The organism is Sediminihaliea albiluteola (assembly GCF_014077625.1).
Lineage (GTDB): Bacteria > Pseudomonadota > Gammaproteobacteria > Pseudomonadales > Halieaceae > Sediminihaliea > Sediminihaliea albiluteola.
In genome coordinates this window covers 149,552-164,472 of the sequence record NZ_JACFXU010000013.1, presented here as the reverse complement: position 1 = coordinate 164,472, position 14,921 = coordinate 149,552, and the positions used below count along the sequence as shown (strand labels likewise).

Here is a 14,921-nt window from a genome sequence, read left to right as displayed (position 1 = left end):
AATTAGTTGCTAGGTAGGTCTAGCGCTTTGGGCTCCGGGGCTGTTTCAACAGCCGATAGAGCACTGGACTTAGAGCGTTTTGATGCGATAACACGGTAAGCCGCGGGGACCACATAGAGCGATAACAGCGAGCCGAATAACATGCCCCCAATCACCGCCAGGCCAAGCGGCACCCGACTCTGAGCACCTGCCCCTAAAGCCAACGCGATGGGCAATGTCCCTAGTACGGTAGAGAGGGTGGTCATCAAAATTGGCCGAAACCGCGCTGCGGCGGCTTCTTCTACCGCATCAGCGATAGACAAGCCGGCTGCTCGGCGCTGATTGGCAAATTCAACAATCAAAATGCCATTCTTAGTGACAAGGCCGACCAGCATGATGAGGCCAATTTGTGAAAATATATTGAGTGTCTGGCCAAAATACCACAGGGCTATCAGGCCACCGGTGAGTGCCATTGGCACCGTTAGCATAATCGACAAAGGATCGCGGAAGCTCTCAAACTGTGCCGAAAGCACCAAATAGATCAACAGCAGTGCCAGCACAAAGACAAACAGCAGGCTACTACCGGTTTCGGAAAACTCACGTGACTGCCCTGCCAGCTCGGTGTTAAAGCTTTCATCCAATACCTGATCCGCCACTTCTCGCATCGCTTCGATACCCTCCCCTAGCGATACACCCGGCGCTAAGTTGGCCGAGAAAGTCGCCGCAGCGTAGCGGTTGAAACGATAAAGTACTGGAGCAGAAGCCTCTTCACGCGGGGTGATAAAGTTGTCCACGGGAATGAGTTCGCCCTCTGTTGAACGCACTGCTAAGCGGGACAGATCGGCAGGGTCATCGCGCCCCTCACGGACAAACTGACCAATAATCTCGTACTGCTCACCCTCACGCATGAAATAGCCATAGCGCTGACCACTGAGCGAGGCCTGTACGATGTCGGCGATTTCCTGTACCGACACACCTGTAGCATCGGCGCGCTCACGATCAATATCCAGCACTAACTCAGGCTGATTAAAGAGCATATTGACATCGACAAAGGCAAAGGCGGGATGTTCACGGGCAGCCTCCAGAAAACGGGGGATCATATCCCGCACCTTCTCAAGATCTGTATTTTGAACCACAAACTGTACCGGCAAGCCCCGCGAGCCGGTATTGATTGTGGCCGGTTGACGCACATAAGCTTGCACGCCAGTGACGTTTGAAACCGCTTCTGCAACTCGCTCTGCCAACTCATTCTGGGTCGCATCCCGTGTGTTGGCAGGCTTTAGAATAATCCGTGAGAAACCCGTATTAGTCGTAGTCGAAGAGCCAAAGCCCGGCGATGTCACAGTTATTATCGCTTCAAAGTCCTCGGGGATCGCCTCCCTTACCACCCTATCGAGCTCGCCCATTGCCTCGTACATGTAATCATAACCAGCCCCTTGCGGCCCTTTCGCCTGCATTACCAACATGCTGCGATCTTCTAGGGGAGCCAGCTCTTCTGGCAGGCTGCGGTAAAGTACAGTCAGTACACCTAAACAAAGTAAAAGCACCAGCGGTGCCAGCCACGGACGCGCTAAAAAGCCCTGTAATGAAGAGCGATAACGATCAGCCATGCCCTGAAACATCGGCTCAGTAGCACGATAAAATGCTGGTTGCACACTGCGGTTTTTAAGGAACTTACTACAGAGCATGGGCGCCAAACTCAGCGCCACAAAAGAAGAGATAACTACCGCTGCAGCCAAAGTGACACCGAACTCTCTGAACAGCACACCGGTTAATCCGCCCAAAAAGATCAGCGGCGTAAATACAGCAACCAAGGCAAGAGTAGTAGCGATGATGGCGAAGAAAATCTCTTTAACACCCTCAACGCCCGCTTTCTCAGGGTCTTCGCCACTTTCGATTCGCTTGTAAATATTTTCGACGACCACAATGGCGTCATCCACCACTAAGCCGATGGCCAGCACCAAGCCCAATAAAGTCAGGACGTTAATCGAAAAGCCCGCAATATGGAGGACAAAGAAGGTACCTGTGAGCGCTATTGGGATCGTTACAATAGGAATCAGGGTGGTGCGCCATTCGCGCAGAAACATAAAAATAGTCAGACACACCAGCAATAGCGCCACGACCAGTGTCTGTACTACCTCTTTGATACTGTCACGAATAAAGTCACTGGTATCAAAACCTATCGAGACATCCACATCGGCCGGCAAGTCGCGCTTGATCAGCTCTAGGCGGCGATAAAACTCATCGGCAATTTCAATTTGGTTGGCGCCACTTTGTGGTCTCAGCACCAAGCCCACCATGGTCACTCCATCGCGCCGCAATACCGTGCGTTCATTGAGTGGCGCCAACTCGGCAAAACCAACATCTTGAAATCGAACCAAACGATCGCCGTCACGCTTGATCACTCGCTGGTTAAAGTCCTCGGGATCATCGCCCAAGCGGCTCAAGGTGCGGATATTAAGATCAACCGTATCGCCCTCAATTCGGCCCGTGGGCAACTCCACGTTAGCAGCGCGGAAAGCCTGGCGCACATCGATTGCGGTCAAGCCGTGAGCTGCTAGGGCATCGGGGTCAATACGCAAGCGCATGGAAAACTCTTTATAACCCCAAATTTCAACCTGCCCAACACCGCTGATTGTCTCTAAGCGCGATTTAAACAAGTTATCCGCTAGGGCGCTCAGCTCTAGCAGGCTGCGCTGATCACTGCGCACGTTGAGAAAAATAATGGGGTCGCCATCGGCATCCGCTTTAGATACTGTCGGTGCCTCGGCGGCATCGGGCAGTTGACGCATGGCTGCAGCCACCCTGTCGCGAACATCGTTCGCTGCGCGATCAATGTCATCACCCAGCTCAAACTCAACAGAAACCGTACTCAAGCCTTCGCGACTGATGCCATTCATGGTGCGGATGCCAGACACTGAGTTGATTTGCTGCTCTAGTCGCTCGGTGACCTGATTTTCCATCACCGTCGCATTGGCACCAGGGTAAGCAGCTTGCACCCAAACCATGGGGCGCTCAGCCTGTGGAAACTCCCTTACCGGGAGCTCGCGCAGGCCAATTATGCCAAACACAATAATGACAATAGACATGACAACGGCCAACACCGGCCGCTGAATACTTAATTCATGAAGTCTCATCAGCCGAGGTCAACCACATTAAGAACTTTTACACGCTGGCCTTCTCGCACACTTTGCACGCCCGATGTAATCACCTCTTCACCGGCTTTTAGGCCCTGTAGAATCTGCACTTGATTAGCACTGCGCAAACCCGTCGTCACTTCTTTTCGCACTACCACACCATCGCGCACAGTGAATACCGACACTGCCTCAAGGCTCTGCAAGACCGCGACACTGGGCACCAAGAGGGCGGCCTCATCGCGACTGACTAATTCAACACGGGCATAATTACCGGGGCGTAGTTGGCGTGCATCTTGGGCTACATCTGCTCGCACCCGTACCGTGCGAGTAGTGGTATCCACCCGGGGACTGAGGGCTCTAACCACTGCCTTGAAAGGCTCTTCGTGGCCAGCAACCCAAACCGTCACCGGAGTGCCTACCTGCAGCTGGGTTTGATAACGCTCTGGTACATTGAAGTCCACTTTCAATTTATCGACAGTTTGCAAAGTCGTAATAAGGGTATCGGCTTCTATCAGATCCCCTAGACTCACCTCACGCAAGCCCAATGTACCGGCAAAGGGAGCCACAATACTCGATTTTTCCAAGCGCAGTGATAAGCGTCGCTGTTCCGCCTTGAGCACCTCTTGGCGACTAAGCGCGTCGTCGTGCTCACTAGCAGTCACAGAACCGGAAGCAAATAAACTTTTTAGGCGTTCGGCATTAGTGGTGGCAAGGGCCAACTGCTCCCGAATAGAGCTCAGTTCTGCGGCTAGCTCGCCGGAATCGATTTTGACGATAAGATCACCGGCATCAACCCGCTGGCCATCCTCAAAAGCAATCTGGGTAATTTTTCCGCGCAGTTCACTCTTAAGGTCAATGGCATTATCAGCCACCAATGAACCATTGAAAGTGAGCTTGCTTTCAAAAGCTGCGGGCTCAAGCCTGAGGGTTTCCACAGCAGGCAACTGCCTTTCTACACTGGGAGCTGTCTCAGCAACAGCTTCTTGATTGAGTAAGGGTGCCACCTTGGGCCAAGCCAGTGCAGTGACAATAAGTAGAAGAACTACAACCGTAACAGCTTTTTTCATGCCTATCCTGATTCGTATCGCGTTATAGGTTCAGCCAGTGAGAGTTTAGCCCCTACTCACACCTGCCCCGCCACTACAGTTAGTAAAACCAGAGCTGTACGTTAGGACCTGCCAAGCCTTGCTTAGACTATGCCGCCCACACAGTGTTTCACAGAGCGGTGACAGATAACATTAAAGTTCAGTAAACAAAACCAATGCCATGGAGTTCTGACAGCACAGACAGAGCTTCCCAAGCATTTCAAGCACCTTGGCCACTAGTAAATCGCTCAAAAGCCCATAAAAAGTCAAGGAAGTGGCACGGAGGCAGCTAAAATGAGTATCCAGCAGCTCGAATTACTGCAGCGCCGGCAATCTAAATACAGAGTCAGCTATTTTTCAAGTGAAGTAACTGCCCCATTTATGTGCTAGTGATATAAAAACGGCCCACTAATGGCTCTAAAGAAGGCGCTAGAACAGGCGGGAGATATTAAAACAGAGGAAAGACTATGGCTGAGCAGCAATGTATCAGGCTGGGGATGCCTTGCTAGCTAAGTTATTTAAAGGACCTTCAACAGTCAGCTGGACCACAAATGCCGCACCGCCAAGCTCAGAATCATGCAAGCTGAGTTCACCGTCGTAGCTTTCAATAATATCTTTAGCAACGGACAGGCCAATACCATGCCCAGGGTGCTGGGTATCTAAGCGCTCGCCGCGGCGGACAATTCGCTGGCGCTGCTCTGCGGGCACTCCAGGGCCATCATCTTCAACCAGCAACTCGCACACTTTCGCGCGATAGCGCGCGGATACACGGACCTCACGCAGGCAAAGTCGATAAGCATTTTCCAACAGGTTGCCCAACAGCTCCAGTAGCGCAGCTTTTTCCATAGGCACCCAAAAATCATCGTCAAAGGACTTATGCAGTACCACCTGCTTATCGAGGTACACTTTATCTAGGGCCTCGCTAAGCAGCTCCAGCAGGGGAAGCAGCTTTACTCGGTGTTGAACGAGACCACTTTTACGCAAACTGGCTCGCTGCAGCTGATAATCAATTTGCTGACTCATGCGCTCAACCTGACTGGCTAGCACTCGAGCGTGCTCGCTGTTGGCCGGCACTGGTCTGATGTTTTCTGCGACACTCTGTAAAACGGCTAAGGGCGTCTTCAAGCTGTGAGCTAGGTCACTGAGTGAGTCTCGGTAGCGTTCGCGTTGTCGCCGCTCGCTTGCCAGCAGACGGTTAAGGGAGCGGGTCAGGCGCAATAGCTCGCGGGGATGCGTATCACTCAAACTCTCAATTGCGCCACTTTCAACCTGATCTAGCTCTCGGGACAGTCCACGAAGCGAGCGAAAGCCCCAAGTCAGACCAAGCCACAACAAAAATATCAACACCAGCATGCCACCGCCTAACCAGCGATAGAGTTGCCTGTGCATAGCCTGCAGCAAGGGCTGCAACTCGCTGCTGGGCAACATGGTAATAAAGCTAAATGGTATGCTGTGATCACCGTTTAGATGCAGCTCGACGTCATAGACATAATATTCCTCGCCGCTGTTATCGGTGAACTTTAAAAAATCGGTTACCCCACCATCGTAACGAGGGTGATAAACCGCTTCCACTTCACTAGTGGAGCCAGATCGCCATACCAACTTACCCGCACTGTCGTAGATATAACCAAGCAAGGTCGCGCCGGGCAGGTTGAACTCTTCATCGGGCAACTGTGCTGGCATCTGCAAGTGCCCATCGACTATTTGCGCCGCTGAGATAAGGGTGTTGGCATCCGCAGCTAGACGCTGCTCAGTAATTTGTTCCAGCGCTTGAGTGAGAACATTTTGCAGCACGGGCAACAGCACCAGCATAAACAACACGGTCAGGCCGGTAGCGCTGGAGATCAGACGGACGCGTAATGAAGGGGTCACTGGCAAGCTTCAGTAAACAGGTAACCCTGCCCTCTTACAGTCTCAATCGGCTGCATAGCGCAGGCGCTCTCAATCTTACGGCGTAAACGGCCCACCAGCACCTCAATCACATTGCTATCCCGCTCTTCATCGTCAGGATACAACTGCTCCATAAGGCGCTCCTTGGCGACCACCTGCTGATGGTGGCGCATCAGATACTCAAGAATACGATACTCATAGGCGGTCAAGTGCAGCGGCTGTTCATTGGCTAGCGCCTGCTTGCGCAGCAGGTCGAGCTGTATGGGGCCTGCGTTAATAGCGGGCTGCACAAAGCCAGATGAACGACGCAAAAGTGCGTTGAGCCGAGCCTCCAGCTCCTCAAACTGAAAAGGCTTAACCACGTAATCATCAGCCCCGGCAGCTAAGCCCTCAACTTTATCCTGCCAATTACCCCGGGCGGTGAGAATTAAGATAGGGAAGGTTTTGCCCTGACTACGCATTTGGCGAATCAAGTCTAATCCACTCATGCCGGGCAGGCCCAGGTCAACGATTGCTAAGTCGTGGTGATATTCTGTGCTTTGAAACAGCGCATTTTCAGCATTCTCAACAGCATCAACGATATGACCGGAGTCGCCAAGGCGGGTAGACAAATGATGTCGCAGTAGGGCATCGTCTTCCACCAACAGCAGTTTCATTAGATACTCCAGGCAGTGTTAGATTGATTCAATTAAGGCATACAAGCCCAACCGCAAAAGGGATGGGCTTGCGACGCTCTACTAAGCGGATCGACTGCTCAGTTTAGAAACTGTAGTTAACACCCAAATAGAACTGTTCACTACTATGCAATCTCAGTGAACCATCTTTTCTCATGCCACGGGGAGCCAACTTAGTTTTAGCGTTACTGCGAAGATAGCGGTAACCACCTTCAAGTGAAACATTGTCCGCAAGCTGTTGCAATATACCCAGCTGCAAACCGCCAGCATAGCCCAAGTCGCTATCGCGTCTGTAGCCTCTGGACTCCTGTTCCAACTTGGTCAAACCAAGACTTGCCCCACCAAAGAGTTTGGTCTGGTCGGCAATGGGCAAAAACACATCATAGCTAGCCATCAGGTTTTGCTGTCGCAACTTATAGGCATTGTGGCTGCCAGAGACATTCTGGTAGCTCAGGTAGTAGCGTCCCTGATCACTTTGCTGACCAGCACGGACATTCCAAGTACCTTCGTTTCTAATGACATGGTCTAGACGTGCATTGGGATGGTTTTTTTTCAGTGAGCTAGAGCTTTGAATGTTGTTACTCGTTTCCCCCCAAGTCAAACCGACAAAGTTATCGGCGGCGTGAGTGGAAAAAGCAGCGACACTCAGGGCAGCTCCCACTGCGAAATATTTGCAGATCGTTCTCATTAAATAGCTCTCCATTATCAGTTGGTGGTAAGCGCGGTAGCTATCCCGCGCCAAACTCACAATCACTGTAACTGAGGCCTACTGAACCTGAGCTGAACTCTAGCTGAACCTAAGCTGAACGAACTGCGGATACGCCATTTAACTCCGACCTTGTGAGGGTTTTAGCGCATAACTGATGCTTGATACCTGCATTATCAGACTGCCAGGACCGCGATAAGTGTGTAGAGCCCACAGTTCTAGCGAGGACGCATGGAGATAATATCTGGGGATGGGGCTCAAGTAGCAGTGCCACTGATATTAAGTGGCACAAAAAAGCCCTCACTGTGGAGGGCTTTTGAGTCACTGATTTAACAGTGTGATATGGCGCGCCTGGCACGATTCGAACGTGCGACCGCCTGGTTCGTAGCCAGGTACTCTATCCAGCTGAGCTACAGGCGCGTTGTTTGAGGTGGCGTACTATAATTATGCGACCTTACGGAGTCAAGCGTTCTACAACTAAAAATGCGATTTATTTCTATCGCTCCTTAAATGGCCAGGTATTGCGAGCCTTTAAGCGAGCAAACTAGACCTGCTAATTAGTAAAGCCCGTTCTCGATTCCATATAGAGACGAAATGGAATACGAGCATCTTTACCCAAATGAAGCACTAAGCCGTAGTAGTCATTGTCATAGTCTGCTACCCATTCATAGCTAAACTCCAGAGGGAACTCAAACTCAATGGCTTCAGGGCGTCGCCCTATTACTCGCACTTCTTCCATGGTGTCGGGGTGAGCAATGGCTGATTTAGGTATCGCAATGGTGATCGCCTGTCTACCAAAGGCATCCTCTGCTTGGATATCGCGTAATTCCGCCCCCAGCTGCTTACCCTTATAGCCCTTAACCAGCTCCATCCAATCTGACTGGTGAGCCAAAGGCTGTGCCCATGACCAGGCACTACCTAATAGCAGTGATAAGGCTGCTATCCCTAGCTTATTGCGCAAATTGTCCACAATACTCCCTCATAGATTTGAGTGACCTTAGTATGGTAACGCAGATTGCCATCACTGTGTGCCCTTTATAGTCTTACAGCCCGACTTGAGGATGTATACAATAGCCCGATGTCCTTATTAATTTTGTATGTCAGTCTAGCTTTAGGCGTCTCCTTTTTGTGTTCAGTTGCAGAAGCCGTGCTGCTAAGCATAAGTACCGCCTACGCCCACCTGCTAGAGCAGGAGGGCAACCCTGCGGGAGCCCGCCTAAAACGCCTCAAGCAAGATGTCGACCGCCCACTGGCGGCTATTTTGACACTAAATACCATCGCCCATACCGTCGGAGCTGCAGGCGCAGGTGCCCAGGCCAGTGTCGTGTTTGGCAGCCATCTACTCGGCGTTTTCTCGGCGGTACTGACCTTTTTAGTCTTAGTGTTCTCGGAGATTATCCCTAAAACCCTCGGTGCTTTTTATTGGCGCAAGCTAGCTTCGCCAGTGTCTTTTATGCTGCACTGGATGATTATTCTCCTCTACCCCTTTGTCATGATGTCCAATGGACTAACTCGACTCCTGTCCAAAGGTCAGCCTCTGCGCGGGCTCAGCCGCGAGGAGTTTTCGGTTATGGCCGAATTGGGTGAAATGGAAGGCGAACTGCAAAACAATGAGTCGCGCATTTTGCGCAACCTCTTACTGCTGCGCGATATGCGGGTCAAAGATGTCATGACACCGCGGCCAGTACTTTTTTCGCTGCCAGAGGACCTTAAGGTAGCCAGCTATTTTAGCGATTGTGAAGACGAACCTTTCTCGCGCATACCTGTTTATGGTGCCAATCAGGACCAAGTGACCGGATTTGTTCTACGATCTGATTTAATCTCAGCCCAGGTCCGTGGCGAGAGAGACAAGACGCTGCAGCAATACCGTCGCCCACTGCCGGCCCTAATTGGGGCTATCGACCTATTGCGCGCTTTTGAGGTGATGCTGGAACAGAGCACTCACATGATGTTGGTGGTAGACGAATACGGTGGCGTAGATGGCGTCATCACCATGGAAGATATCTTTGAAACCCTACTGGGCATGGAGATTGTCGACGAGCTAGACAGTACCGTCGACTTACAGCGTTTAGCTAGACGTATTGCCAAACGCAAAGCAAAGGAAATGGGCCTAGGCACTACAGAAGCAGCCCAGCCACCGGCAGAGTAAAGTACAAAAAAAGCCGGAGTGTTAAAACACCCCGGCCCTTGCTACTTCTTGTGTTGCTCTACAAAGCCTTAGTTGTTCAGCTTGGCCTTGGCTTTTTCAGCAGCATCTTTAGTCGCGTCAGCTGCATCATCTGCCGCATCCCCTACAGCGTCACCGGCATCTTCAAGCTTGTCACCAGCGTCATCTTTCAGGTCGCCCATGGCGTCTTTGGCATCGCTCCACTTGTCCGATACAGCGTCACCGGCACCTCTGAGAGCATCGCCAGTTTCGTCAGCCATATCAGCTGCGGCGTCTTTAGTGTCGTTCCACTTATCTGATACAGTGTCACCAGCACCTTCAAGCGCATCACCGGTGGCATCAACAGCTTCGCTACTTTTCTGCTTTACGGTTTCGGCCGCTTCTGAAACAGAGCTCTTAGTCTTTTCGACATCATCCTTGCTGCAAGCTGGAGTCGTCAGTACGACAGCTGCTGCGAATACTGCTGTGGCTATTTGCGGTAATTTCATAAGGTATCCCCATTTCTTTCTTTGTGTGTTTTCAAGTCTGCATCTAACGATAGCATGTTTCAGTACCCTTATACGACTCACACAGGGTACGGATAGTATTAAGACTACACAGGCAGGCGGCACTAGTAAAGCACCCCTAAAAGGCGACCTAAGAGCCAAGCTCTCTCCTCCCAGGCAATGAGTGGTGACTGCTGCCTTATGCCAGAGCTAAATCCTTCAGGCTAAACACAGCGCTCAACAGCCAATGTGAATTACAGTGCTAGCATCAATCAGCTCTCTAGAGCTAACCTCCTGCTTGTACTGCAGGTACACTAGTGCACTTAACTCAAGCCGTTATTTTAGGAGCCACTGTGAGTACCCCCAACCAGTCTATCCATCCGCAACTGCTCAGTGACTGCCATGTACTGGGCCGTCTCGACTCCGGCACCCTGCTGTTATCGCGTAACTCGCTGCTACACTGGTTTATCTTAGTGCCAGAAACTAACTGCAATGACCTGCTGGATCTACCCGCAGCCACGCTACATCAGGTCATGGCCGATTGCCGTGCCTTATCACAATTTGTAAAGCAGCAGCTGCACTACCCTAAGGTTAACTTCGCCGGACTGGGTAACCAGGTGCCACAAATGCACCTGCACCTTTTAGGGCGACGTGAAGGTGACGCCTGCTGGCCGCAGCCAGTATGGGGCAACCTGCCCCCAGGAAAAGACTGGGAAGATGAGGAGCTGCTGGAGTTACGTGACTCGCTGAAAGCAGACTGCGGTTTGCGCTAGCTAACAGCAACCAAGCTCTCTCGAGGGCTTGGTCTGCGCGCTGCTAGCCACCCAAAACTGCCACATCATCAAAGCCATAGTCCTCGCCCAACTCCTCAATGGGGATACGGTTGGCGAATACTGAAAATGCTAGGTAAGCCGCCAAACCATTGGTTTTTTTCATCCACGGCGGCAGGTAATAAGGCGGCGTGATGACAGCCTCATCGAAATAGGGTGCTAAGCGAATCACATCGTTGACTGTCATACGCCCAGCAAAGAGATAGCGGCAGAGTGTTAGTTTTTGGTGTTGTAGTGCCCAGCGGAAAAAGGTGTGTATCTCCATCAAACCATGGAGGTACACCGTATCCTTAGTAAAGGCGTGCCCACCGCTTAAAGGGGCACCGCGAAATACCCGCATCGACGAGTTAAAACTCTCAACTTCTGTCTGCCCCGCCTCCAGAAAGAAACGGAACACCTCAATAAAGTCTGCGCCGTTGAGTGCTTTGTCGATACCAATAATGCGCAGGGCAATTCGCTGCATACGGCTAATATCGACCGCCCCAGTAACCAACTCGGCAAATGTTGCCAAGCCCTCTTGCGTCGCTGTGGTACGAGGCGCACCCAAACCAAAACTTTTAAAATGCTGCTGTTCTCGGCCATTAAGGGCAGTCAGGCTGTGTACAAAAGCTTCGTGCTCCAATAATTGATTTAAATCGTACTCTGAAAAGCTTGTCCCACCGCGCAAGCGGATTCGGGTAGCGCCAGCAGCTGCTTTGGAGGCCAAGTCATGGTCAATGACCACAGACACCTGGTGCCGATCAAAAAATGGCGTGATCCGCGATGACAGCTCTTTTTGTAGTGTTTCAGCAGACAAACTGTAATCTGCCTCATGAATCCCCTGCACTCGATCATAATCGCGGGTCACTGCAATAAAATGCTGGGCGGCATCAATATTATTTACCTTCCCCCCCGCCAAAGAGTCACCCGGTTTGCCATACAGTGCAATAGCGTGGGCAGTCATCTCAGGTGTACCCAGCGACTCCAAAAGTCGCGCAGCTGTCAGGTAAGACTGAGCCGTCGAGCGCAGGTAACGCGCGATGGGATGGGTACTGTCTAAACGAGATTTTAATGTCTCAAGCTGAGCAATTGTCGCCGCCTGGGAAGGTGTTTCATAGCTCACTTGAGGCAGGCGCGGTTGACCTCGCCCCCAGGCTGCTAAAAATCTCTCCCGCGCTTCTCGCGGCCAGCTCAAGCTACTGAGTAATTTAATATCTTTAACAATATCGACCAGTTGCGCATCACAGCGCGCTAAATGTTCAAGCTCCCGAGAAGCTACTGCCATGGACCAGTTCACCTGTATCTAAAGAGTATTGATTGTCAGCACAGCATGAAGGCCGCGACAGCAACTTGCAAAACTACAGTATAGAGCGCAGTGAGCTGCTGTATTTATCGCTTTTTTAGGGTACAAATACCTAGTAAAGCGCTAAATCAGCGCCACAGCTTTTCACTGGCCTCGCTAGGCCTCAACCTGAGCATTAGGAGCACATAAGATGAACATTGACTGGATAGCCTTCACGCCTTGGTCGGCTTTGGCTGGCGGTGTGTTAATAGGGCTGGCCGCGGCACTATTTATTTTATTGAACGGTCGCGTGGCTGGCATCAGCGGCATTATGGGAGGACTGCTACGCCCTGCTGATGGCGATGTATTATGGCGTGTTGCCTTTATCGGCGGCTTGCTGTTAACACCTTTCCTATGGCAGATGTTTGGCCGACTGCCAGCCATTCGGATCGACGCTGGCTACCCAATGATTATCCTAGCGGGCCTCCTCGTTGGCTACAGTACGCGCCTAGGCTCTGGCTGCACTAGTGGCCACGGGGTATGCGGCGTTTCACGTTTCTCGCCTCGCTCACTCTTAGCCACTGCCTGCTTTATGGCCACTGGCTTTATTACGGTTTGGGCCATGCGCCACCTGATAGGAGTCTAAAATGAAAAACCGCTATATTTCTGCTTTGATCGTCGGGGTAATTTTTAGCATTGGCATTATTCTCTCTGGCATGGTGAACCCACAAAAAGTCTTGGCCTTTCTCGACATCACCGGCGACTGGGACCCCAGCCTGGGCTTAGTTATGGCAGGCGCGGTCGCTGTAGGGGTGTTTGCCTTTGCCCTGGCCGGCCGCCGAAAAACCAGCTTGCTAGGAGAACCTATGCGCCTACCCACGGCGACCCAAATCGACCCAGCACTGATTATTGGCAGTCTGGGCTTTGGGGTCGGTTGGGGTTTAGCGGGCTTTTGTCCAGGCCCGGCAATAGTTGCTCTGGGAGCTGGCCAAGCAAAAGCCCTGGTCTTTGTCATATCAATGGCGGCCGGTATGGGTATTTTCGAGTGGCAGCGACAGCGAGCTGGCCGCAAAGCCTAGGAACCGGAATCAACAAGCCAGCAAGCTTATTTGCCTAACGCGCCACCTTTGCCGCCAAGGTAGAACTCCGCGCTCTATTAAGTACTCAGCTTAAGCCCACGCAAAAACTACGCTCAGCTAAGCCCCCCTAGACAAACACTTAGCTGAGCAAGAGGCATCAATCGACAGTAGCTTCCACAAAATCCAGGGACATAAAGCTCTCTAGGGAATCATCCTTAATCTCTAACCAAGGCTTAGGTAACTCAGTCGCCATGGTGTTAGTGATGGTAGAGGGATAAGTTTTTTCCCGGTATCCCATGATGTTTTCCTGCTTATCACGCAGCCACTGCTTGAACAGTTCAGCCTGCTCTCTCACAGGGAAATCTGGGTAGTCAATCAGCGCTAATAAATCGAGGATATAATCCGCTTGGAAGTCGATGTTTTGCTCATCTGAGCCGTCCAGTTTGTCGTGGCGATCCCGCCAGATTTTTATATCAGCTTGGCGCGTTTTCGCATCTGCTAAGACTTTATCTCCCAGGATAATATCGCGAGCATACCAAGCCTGAACATCGAGCTTGTTGAAGGTGTAGTACTGATCGTGCATACCCAAATAGATTAATTGCGGATTAGGCTGGAATAGCACGCCCTTATACAAATTATTGGGGTACATGCAGTTTTCAGTAATTAAACGCAGCTCATCGGGCAAGAACGGGAAGTGGAAAAGATAGCCGGTGCACATAATGACAGCGTCAAACCCTTTAGTACTGCCATCACTAAAATGCGCGATATTGCCTTCAAAGTGGGTAACTAAGGGACGCTCTTCCATTCCTTCTGGCCAAGTGTGGCCAATGGGCTGACTGCGGTAACTGATGGTGATCGATTGGGCGCCGTATTTAAAACACTGGGAAGCAATGTCTTCAGCAGAGTAGCTTGAGCCAACCACCAAGACATCTTTGTTTTCAAACTCCAAAGCGTCCCGGAAGTCATGGGCATGCAATACTCGCCCAGGGAATTTATCGATACCTTTAAAAAACGGCATGTTAGGTGTCGAGAAATGTCCTGTGGCGACCACTACATAATCAAACTCTTCTACTTCTTGGGTGTTCGTTTTATGGTTGGTAACCGTGACGGTAAACTTTTTACTATCGTCGTCATACTCAACCCAGCGCACTGGGCACTCGAAGCGTATATATTTTTTAATGGCTTGCTGGTCTATCCGCCCCATGATGTAATCTTTGAGTACTGCCCTAGGCGGATAAGAAGGAATTGCGCGACCGAAATGTTCATCAAAAGAATAATCGGCGAACTCTAGGCACTCTTTGGGGCCGTTTGACCAAAGGTAACGGTACATACTGCCGTGGACTGGCTCACCGTTTTTATCTAAACCTGTGCGCCATGTGTAATTCCACATACCGCCAATGTCAGCTTGTTTTTCGTAACAAATGATTTCTGGGAGGTCTTCCCTACCGGACTGACGAGCCGCTTCAAAAGCTCTTAATTGCGCCAAGCCACTGGGCCCGGCACCAAGTATGGCAACTCTTTTGCTAGACAAAATAATCTCCTCTATGGCCAAAGATGCGCGCAACCATATAGCCTTAGTCATTGATTTTCAAGGGTTTTTATTTTTCGAGTGCTAAAGGGAGTAGAAA

The 14,921-nt window shown here is 51.2% G+C and carries 13 protein-coding genes and 1 tRNA gene; 4 read left to right on the top strand and 10 right to left on the bottom strand.

Going from position 1 to position 14,921, the window contains the following annotated elements; all coding sequences use genetic code 11:
• Positions 1 to 2: 2 nt before the first annotated feature.
• From H2508_RS01840 to H2508_RS01810, 7 genes are all read right to left on the bottom strand, one after another.
• Positions 3 to 3,116, bottom strand: coding sequence for an efflux RND transporter permease subunit (locus H2508_RS01840; RefSeq protein WP_182168704.1), 3,114 nt, complete (start codon positions 3,114 to 3,116; stop codon positions 3 to 5).
• On the bottom strand, positions 3,116 to 4,183 hold the full coding sequence (locus tag H2508_RS01835; RefSeq protein WP_182168703.1) for an efflux RND transporter periplasmic adaptor subunit: 1,068 nt from the start codon (positions 4,181 to 4,183) through the stop codon (positions 3,116 to 3,118). The genes H2508_RS01840 and H2508_RS01835 overlap by 1 nt, the downstream gene beginning before the upstream one ends.
• Before the next feature lie 504 nt (positions 4,184 to 4,687).
• The gene (locus tag H2508_RS01830; protein ID WP_328799282.1) at positions 4,688 to 6,073 is read right to left on the bottom strand and encodes an ATP-binding protein; all 1,386 of its coding nucleotides are present in this window, start codon (positions 6,071 to 6,073) and stop codon (positions 4,688 to 4,690) included.
• Positions 6,070 to 6,747, bottom strand: coding sequence for a response regulator (locus H2508_RS01825; protein WP_182168702.1), 678 nt, complete (start codon positions 6,745 to 6,747; stop codon positions 6,070 to 6,072). The genes H2508_RS01830 and H2508_RS01825 overlap by 4 nt, the downstream gene beginning before the upstream one ends.
• Positions 6,748 to 6,850: 103 nt before the next feature.
• Positions 6,851 to 7,453, bottom strand: coding sequence for an outer membrane protein (locus H2508_RS01820; RefSeq protein WP_182168701.1), 603 nt, complete (start codon positions 7,451 to 7,453; stop codon positions 6,851 to 6,853).
• A 361-nt stretch (positions 7,454 to 7,814) separates the two neighbouring features.
• Positions 7,815 to 7,891 (bottom strand) — tRNA-Arg (locus tag H2508_RS01815).
• A 133-nt stretch (positions 7,892 to 8,024) separates the two neighbouring features.
• Positions 8,025 to 8,441, bottom strand: a complete 417-nt coding sequence (locus H2508_RS01810) for a hypothetical protein (RefSeq protein WP_182168700.1) — start codon at positions 8,439 to 8,441, stop codon at positions 8,025 to 8,027.
• Between the two features lie 108 nt (positions 8,442 to 8,549).
• On the opposite strand from H2508_RS01810, the gene H2508_RS01805 reads away from it, so the two are divergent.
• The gene (locus H2508_RS01805; RefSeq protein ID WP_182168699.1) at positions 8,550 to 9,620 is read left to right on the top strand and encodes a CNNM domain-containing protein; all 1,071 of its coding nucleotides are present in this window, start codon (positions 8,550 to 8,552) and stop codon (positions 9,618 to 9,620) included.
• Between the two features lie 68 nt (positions 9,621 to 9,688).
• On the opposite strand, the gene H2508_RS01800 is transcribed toward H2508_RS01805, so the two are convergent.
• A complete protein-coding gene (locus H2508_RS01800; protein ID WP_182168698.1) occupies positions 9,689 to 10,126 on the bottom strand; it encodes a hypothetical protein in 438 nt (145 codons plus the stop codon).
• A gap of 350 nt (positions 10,127 to 10,476) precedes the next feature.
• Between H2508_RS01800 and H2508_RS01795 the strand changes: the two genes are divergently transcribed.
• Positions 10,477 to 10,896: an HIT family protein gene (locus H2508_RS01795; protein ID WP_182168697.1), complete on the top strand. Its 420-nt coding sequence runs from the start codon at positions 10,477 to 10,479 to the stop codon at positions 10,894 to 10,896.
• A gap of 43 nt (positions 10,897 to 10,939) precedes the next feature.
• On the opposite strand, the gene H2508_RS01790 is transcribed toward H2508_RS01795, so the two are convergent.
• Positions 10,940 to 12,217, bottom strand: coding sequence for a flavohemoglobin expression-modulating QEGLA motif protein (locus H2508_RS01790; protein ID WP_182168696.1), 1,278 nt, complete (start codon positions 12,215 to 12,217; stop codon positions 10,940 to 10,942).
• Between the two features lie 208 nt (positions 12,218 to 12,425).
• Here H2508_RS01790 and H2508_RS01785 point away from each other — a divergent pair, with 208 nt between their 5' ends.
• Together H2508_RS01785 and H2508_RS01780 are read left to right on the top strand one after the other, a co-directional pair.
• Positions 12,426 to 12,860 (top strand): YeeE/YedE family protein, encoded by a 435-nt coding sequence (locus H2508_RS01785; RefSeq protein ID WP_182168695.1) that lies wholly within the window; start codon positions 12,426 to 12,428, stop codon positions 12,858 to 12,860.
• 1 nt (position 12,861) lies between these two features.
• Complete coding sequence (locus tag H2508_RS01780) at positions 12,862 to 13,293, top strand: YeeE/YedE family protein (RefSeq protein ID WP_182168694.1); 432 nt, start codon at positions 12,862 to 12,864, stop codon at positions 13,291 to 13,293.
• 157 nt (positions 13,294 to 13,450) lie between these two features.
• Here H2508_RS01780 and H2508_RS01775 read toward each other — a convergent pair whose 3' ends face one another.
• Positions 13,451 to 14,824 (bottom strand): NAD(P)-binding domain-containing protein, encoded by a 1,374-nt coding sequence (locus tag H2508_RS01775; protein ID WP_235964683.1) that lies wholly within the window; start codon positions 14,822 to 14,824, stop codon positions 13,451 to 13,453.
• Positions 14,825 to 14,921: the final 97 nt, after the last annotated feature.

Coding starts and splice junctions, on each gene's coding strand:
- H2508_RS01840 (WP_182168704.1), bottom strand. CDS start 3,116: ATGAGACTTCATGAATTAAGTATTCAGCGGCCGGTGTTGGCCGTTGTC.
- H2508_RS01835 (WP_182168703.1), bottom strand. CDS start 4,183: ATGAAAAAAGCTGTTACGGTTGTAGTTCTTCTACTTATTGTCACTGCA.
- H2508_RS01825 (WP_182168702.1), bottom strand. CDS start 6,747: ATGAAACTGCTGTTGGTGGAAGACGATGCCCTACTGCGACATCATTTG.
- H2508_RS01820 (WP_182168701.1), bottom strand. CDS start 7,453: ATGAGAACGATCTGCAAATATTTCGCAGTGGGAGCTGCCCTGAGTGTC.
- H2508_RS01805 (WP_182168699.1), top strand. CDS start 8,550: ATGTCCTTATTAATTTTGTATGTCAGTCTAGCTTTAGGCGTCTCCTTT.
- H2508_RS01800 (WP_182168698.1), bottom strand. CDS start 10,126: ATGAAATTACCGCAAATAGCCACAGCAGTATTCGCAGCAGCTGTCGTA.
- H2508_RS01790 (WP_182168696.1), bottom strand. CDS start 12,217: ATGGCAGTAGCTTCTCGGGAGCTTGAACATTTAGCGCGCTGTGATGCG.
- H2508_RS01785 (WP_182168695.1), top strand. CDS start 12,426: ATGAACATTGACTGGATAGCCTTCACGCCTTGGTCGGCTTTGGCTGGC.
- H2508_RS01780 (WP_182168694.1), top strand. CDS start 12,862: ATGAAAAACCGCTATATTTCTGCTTTGATCGTCGGGGTAATTTTTAGC.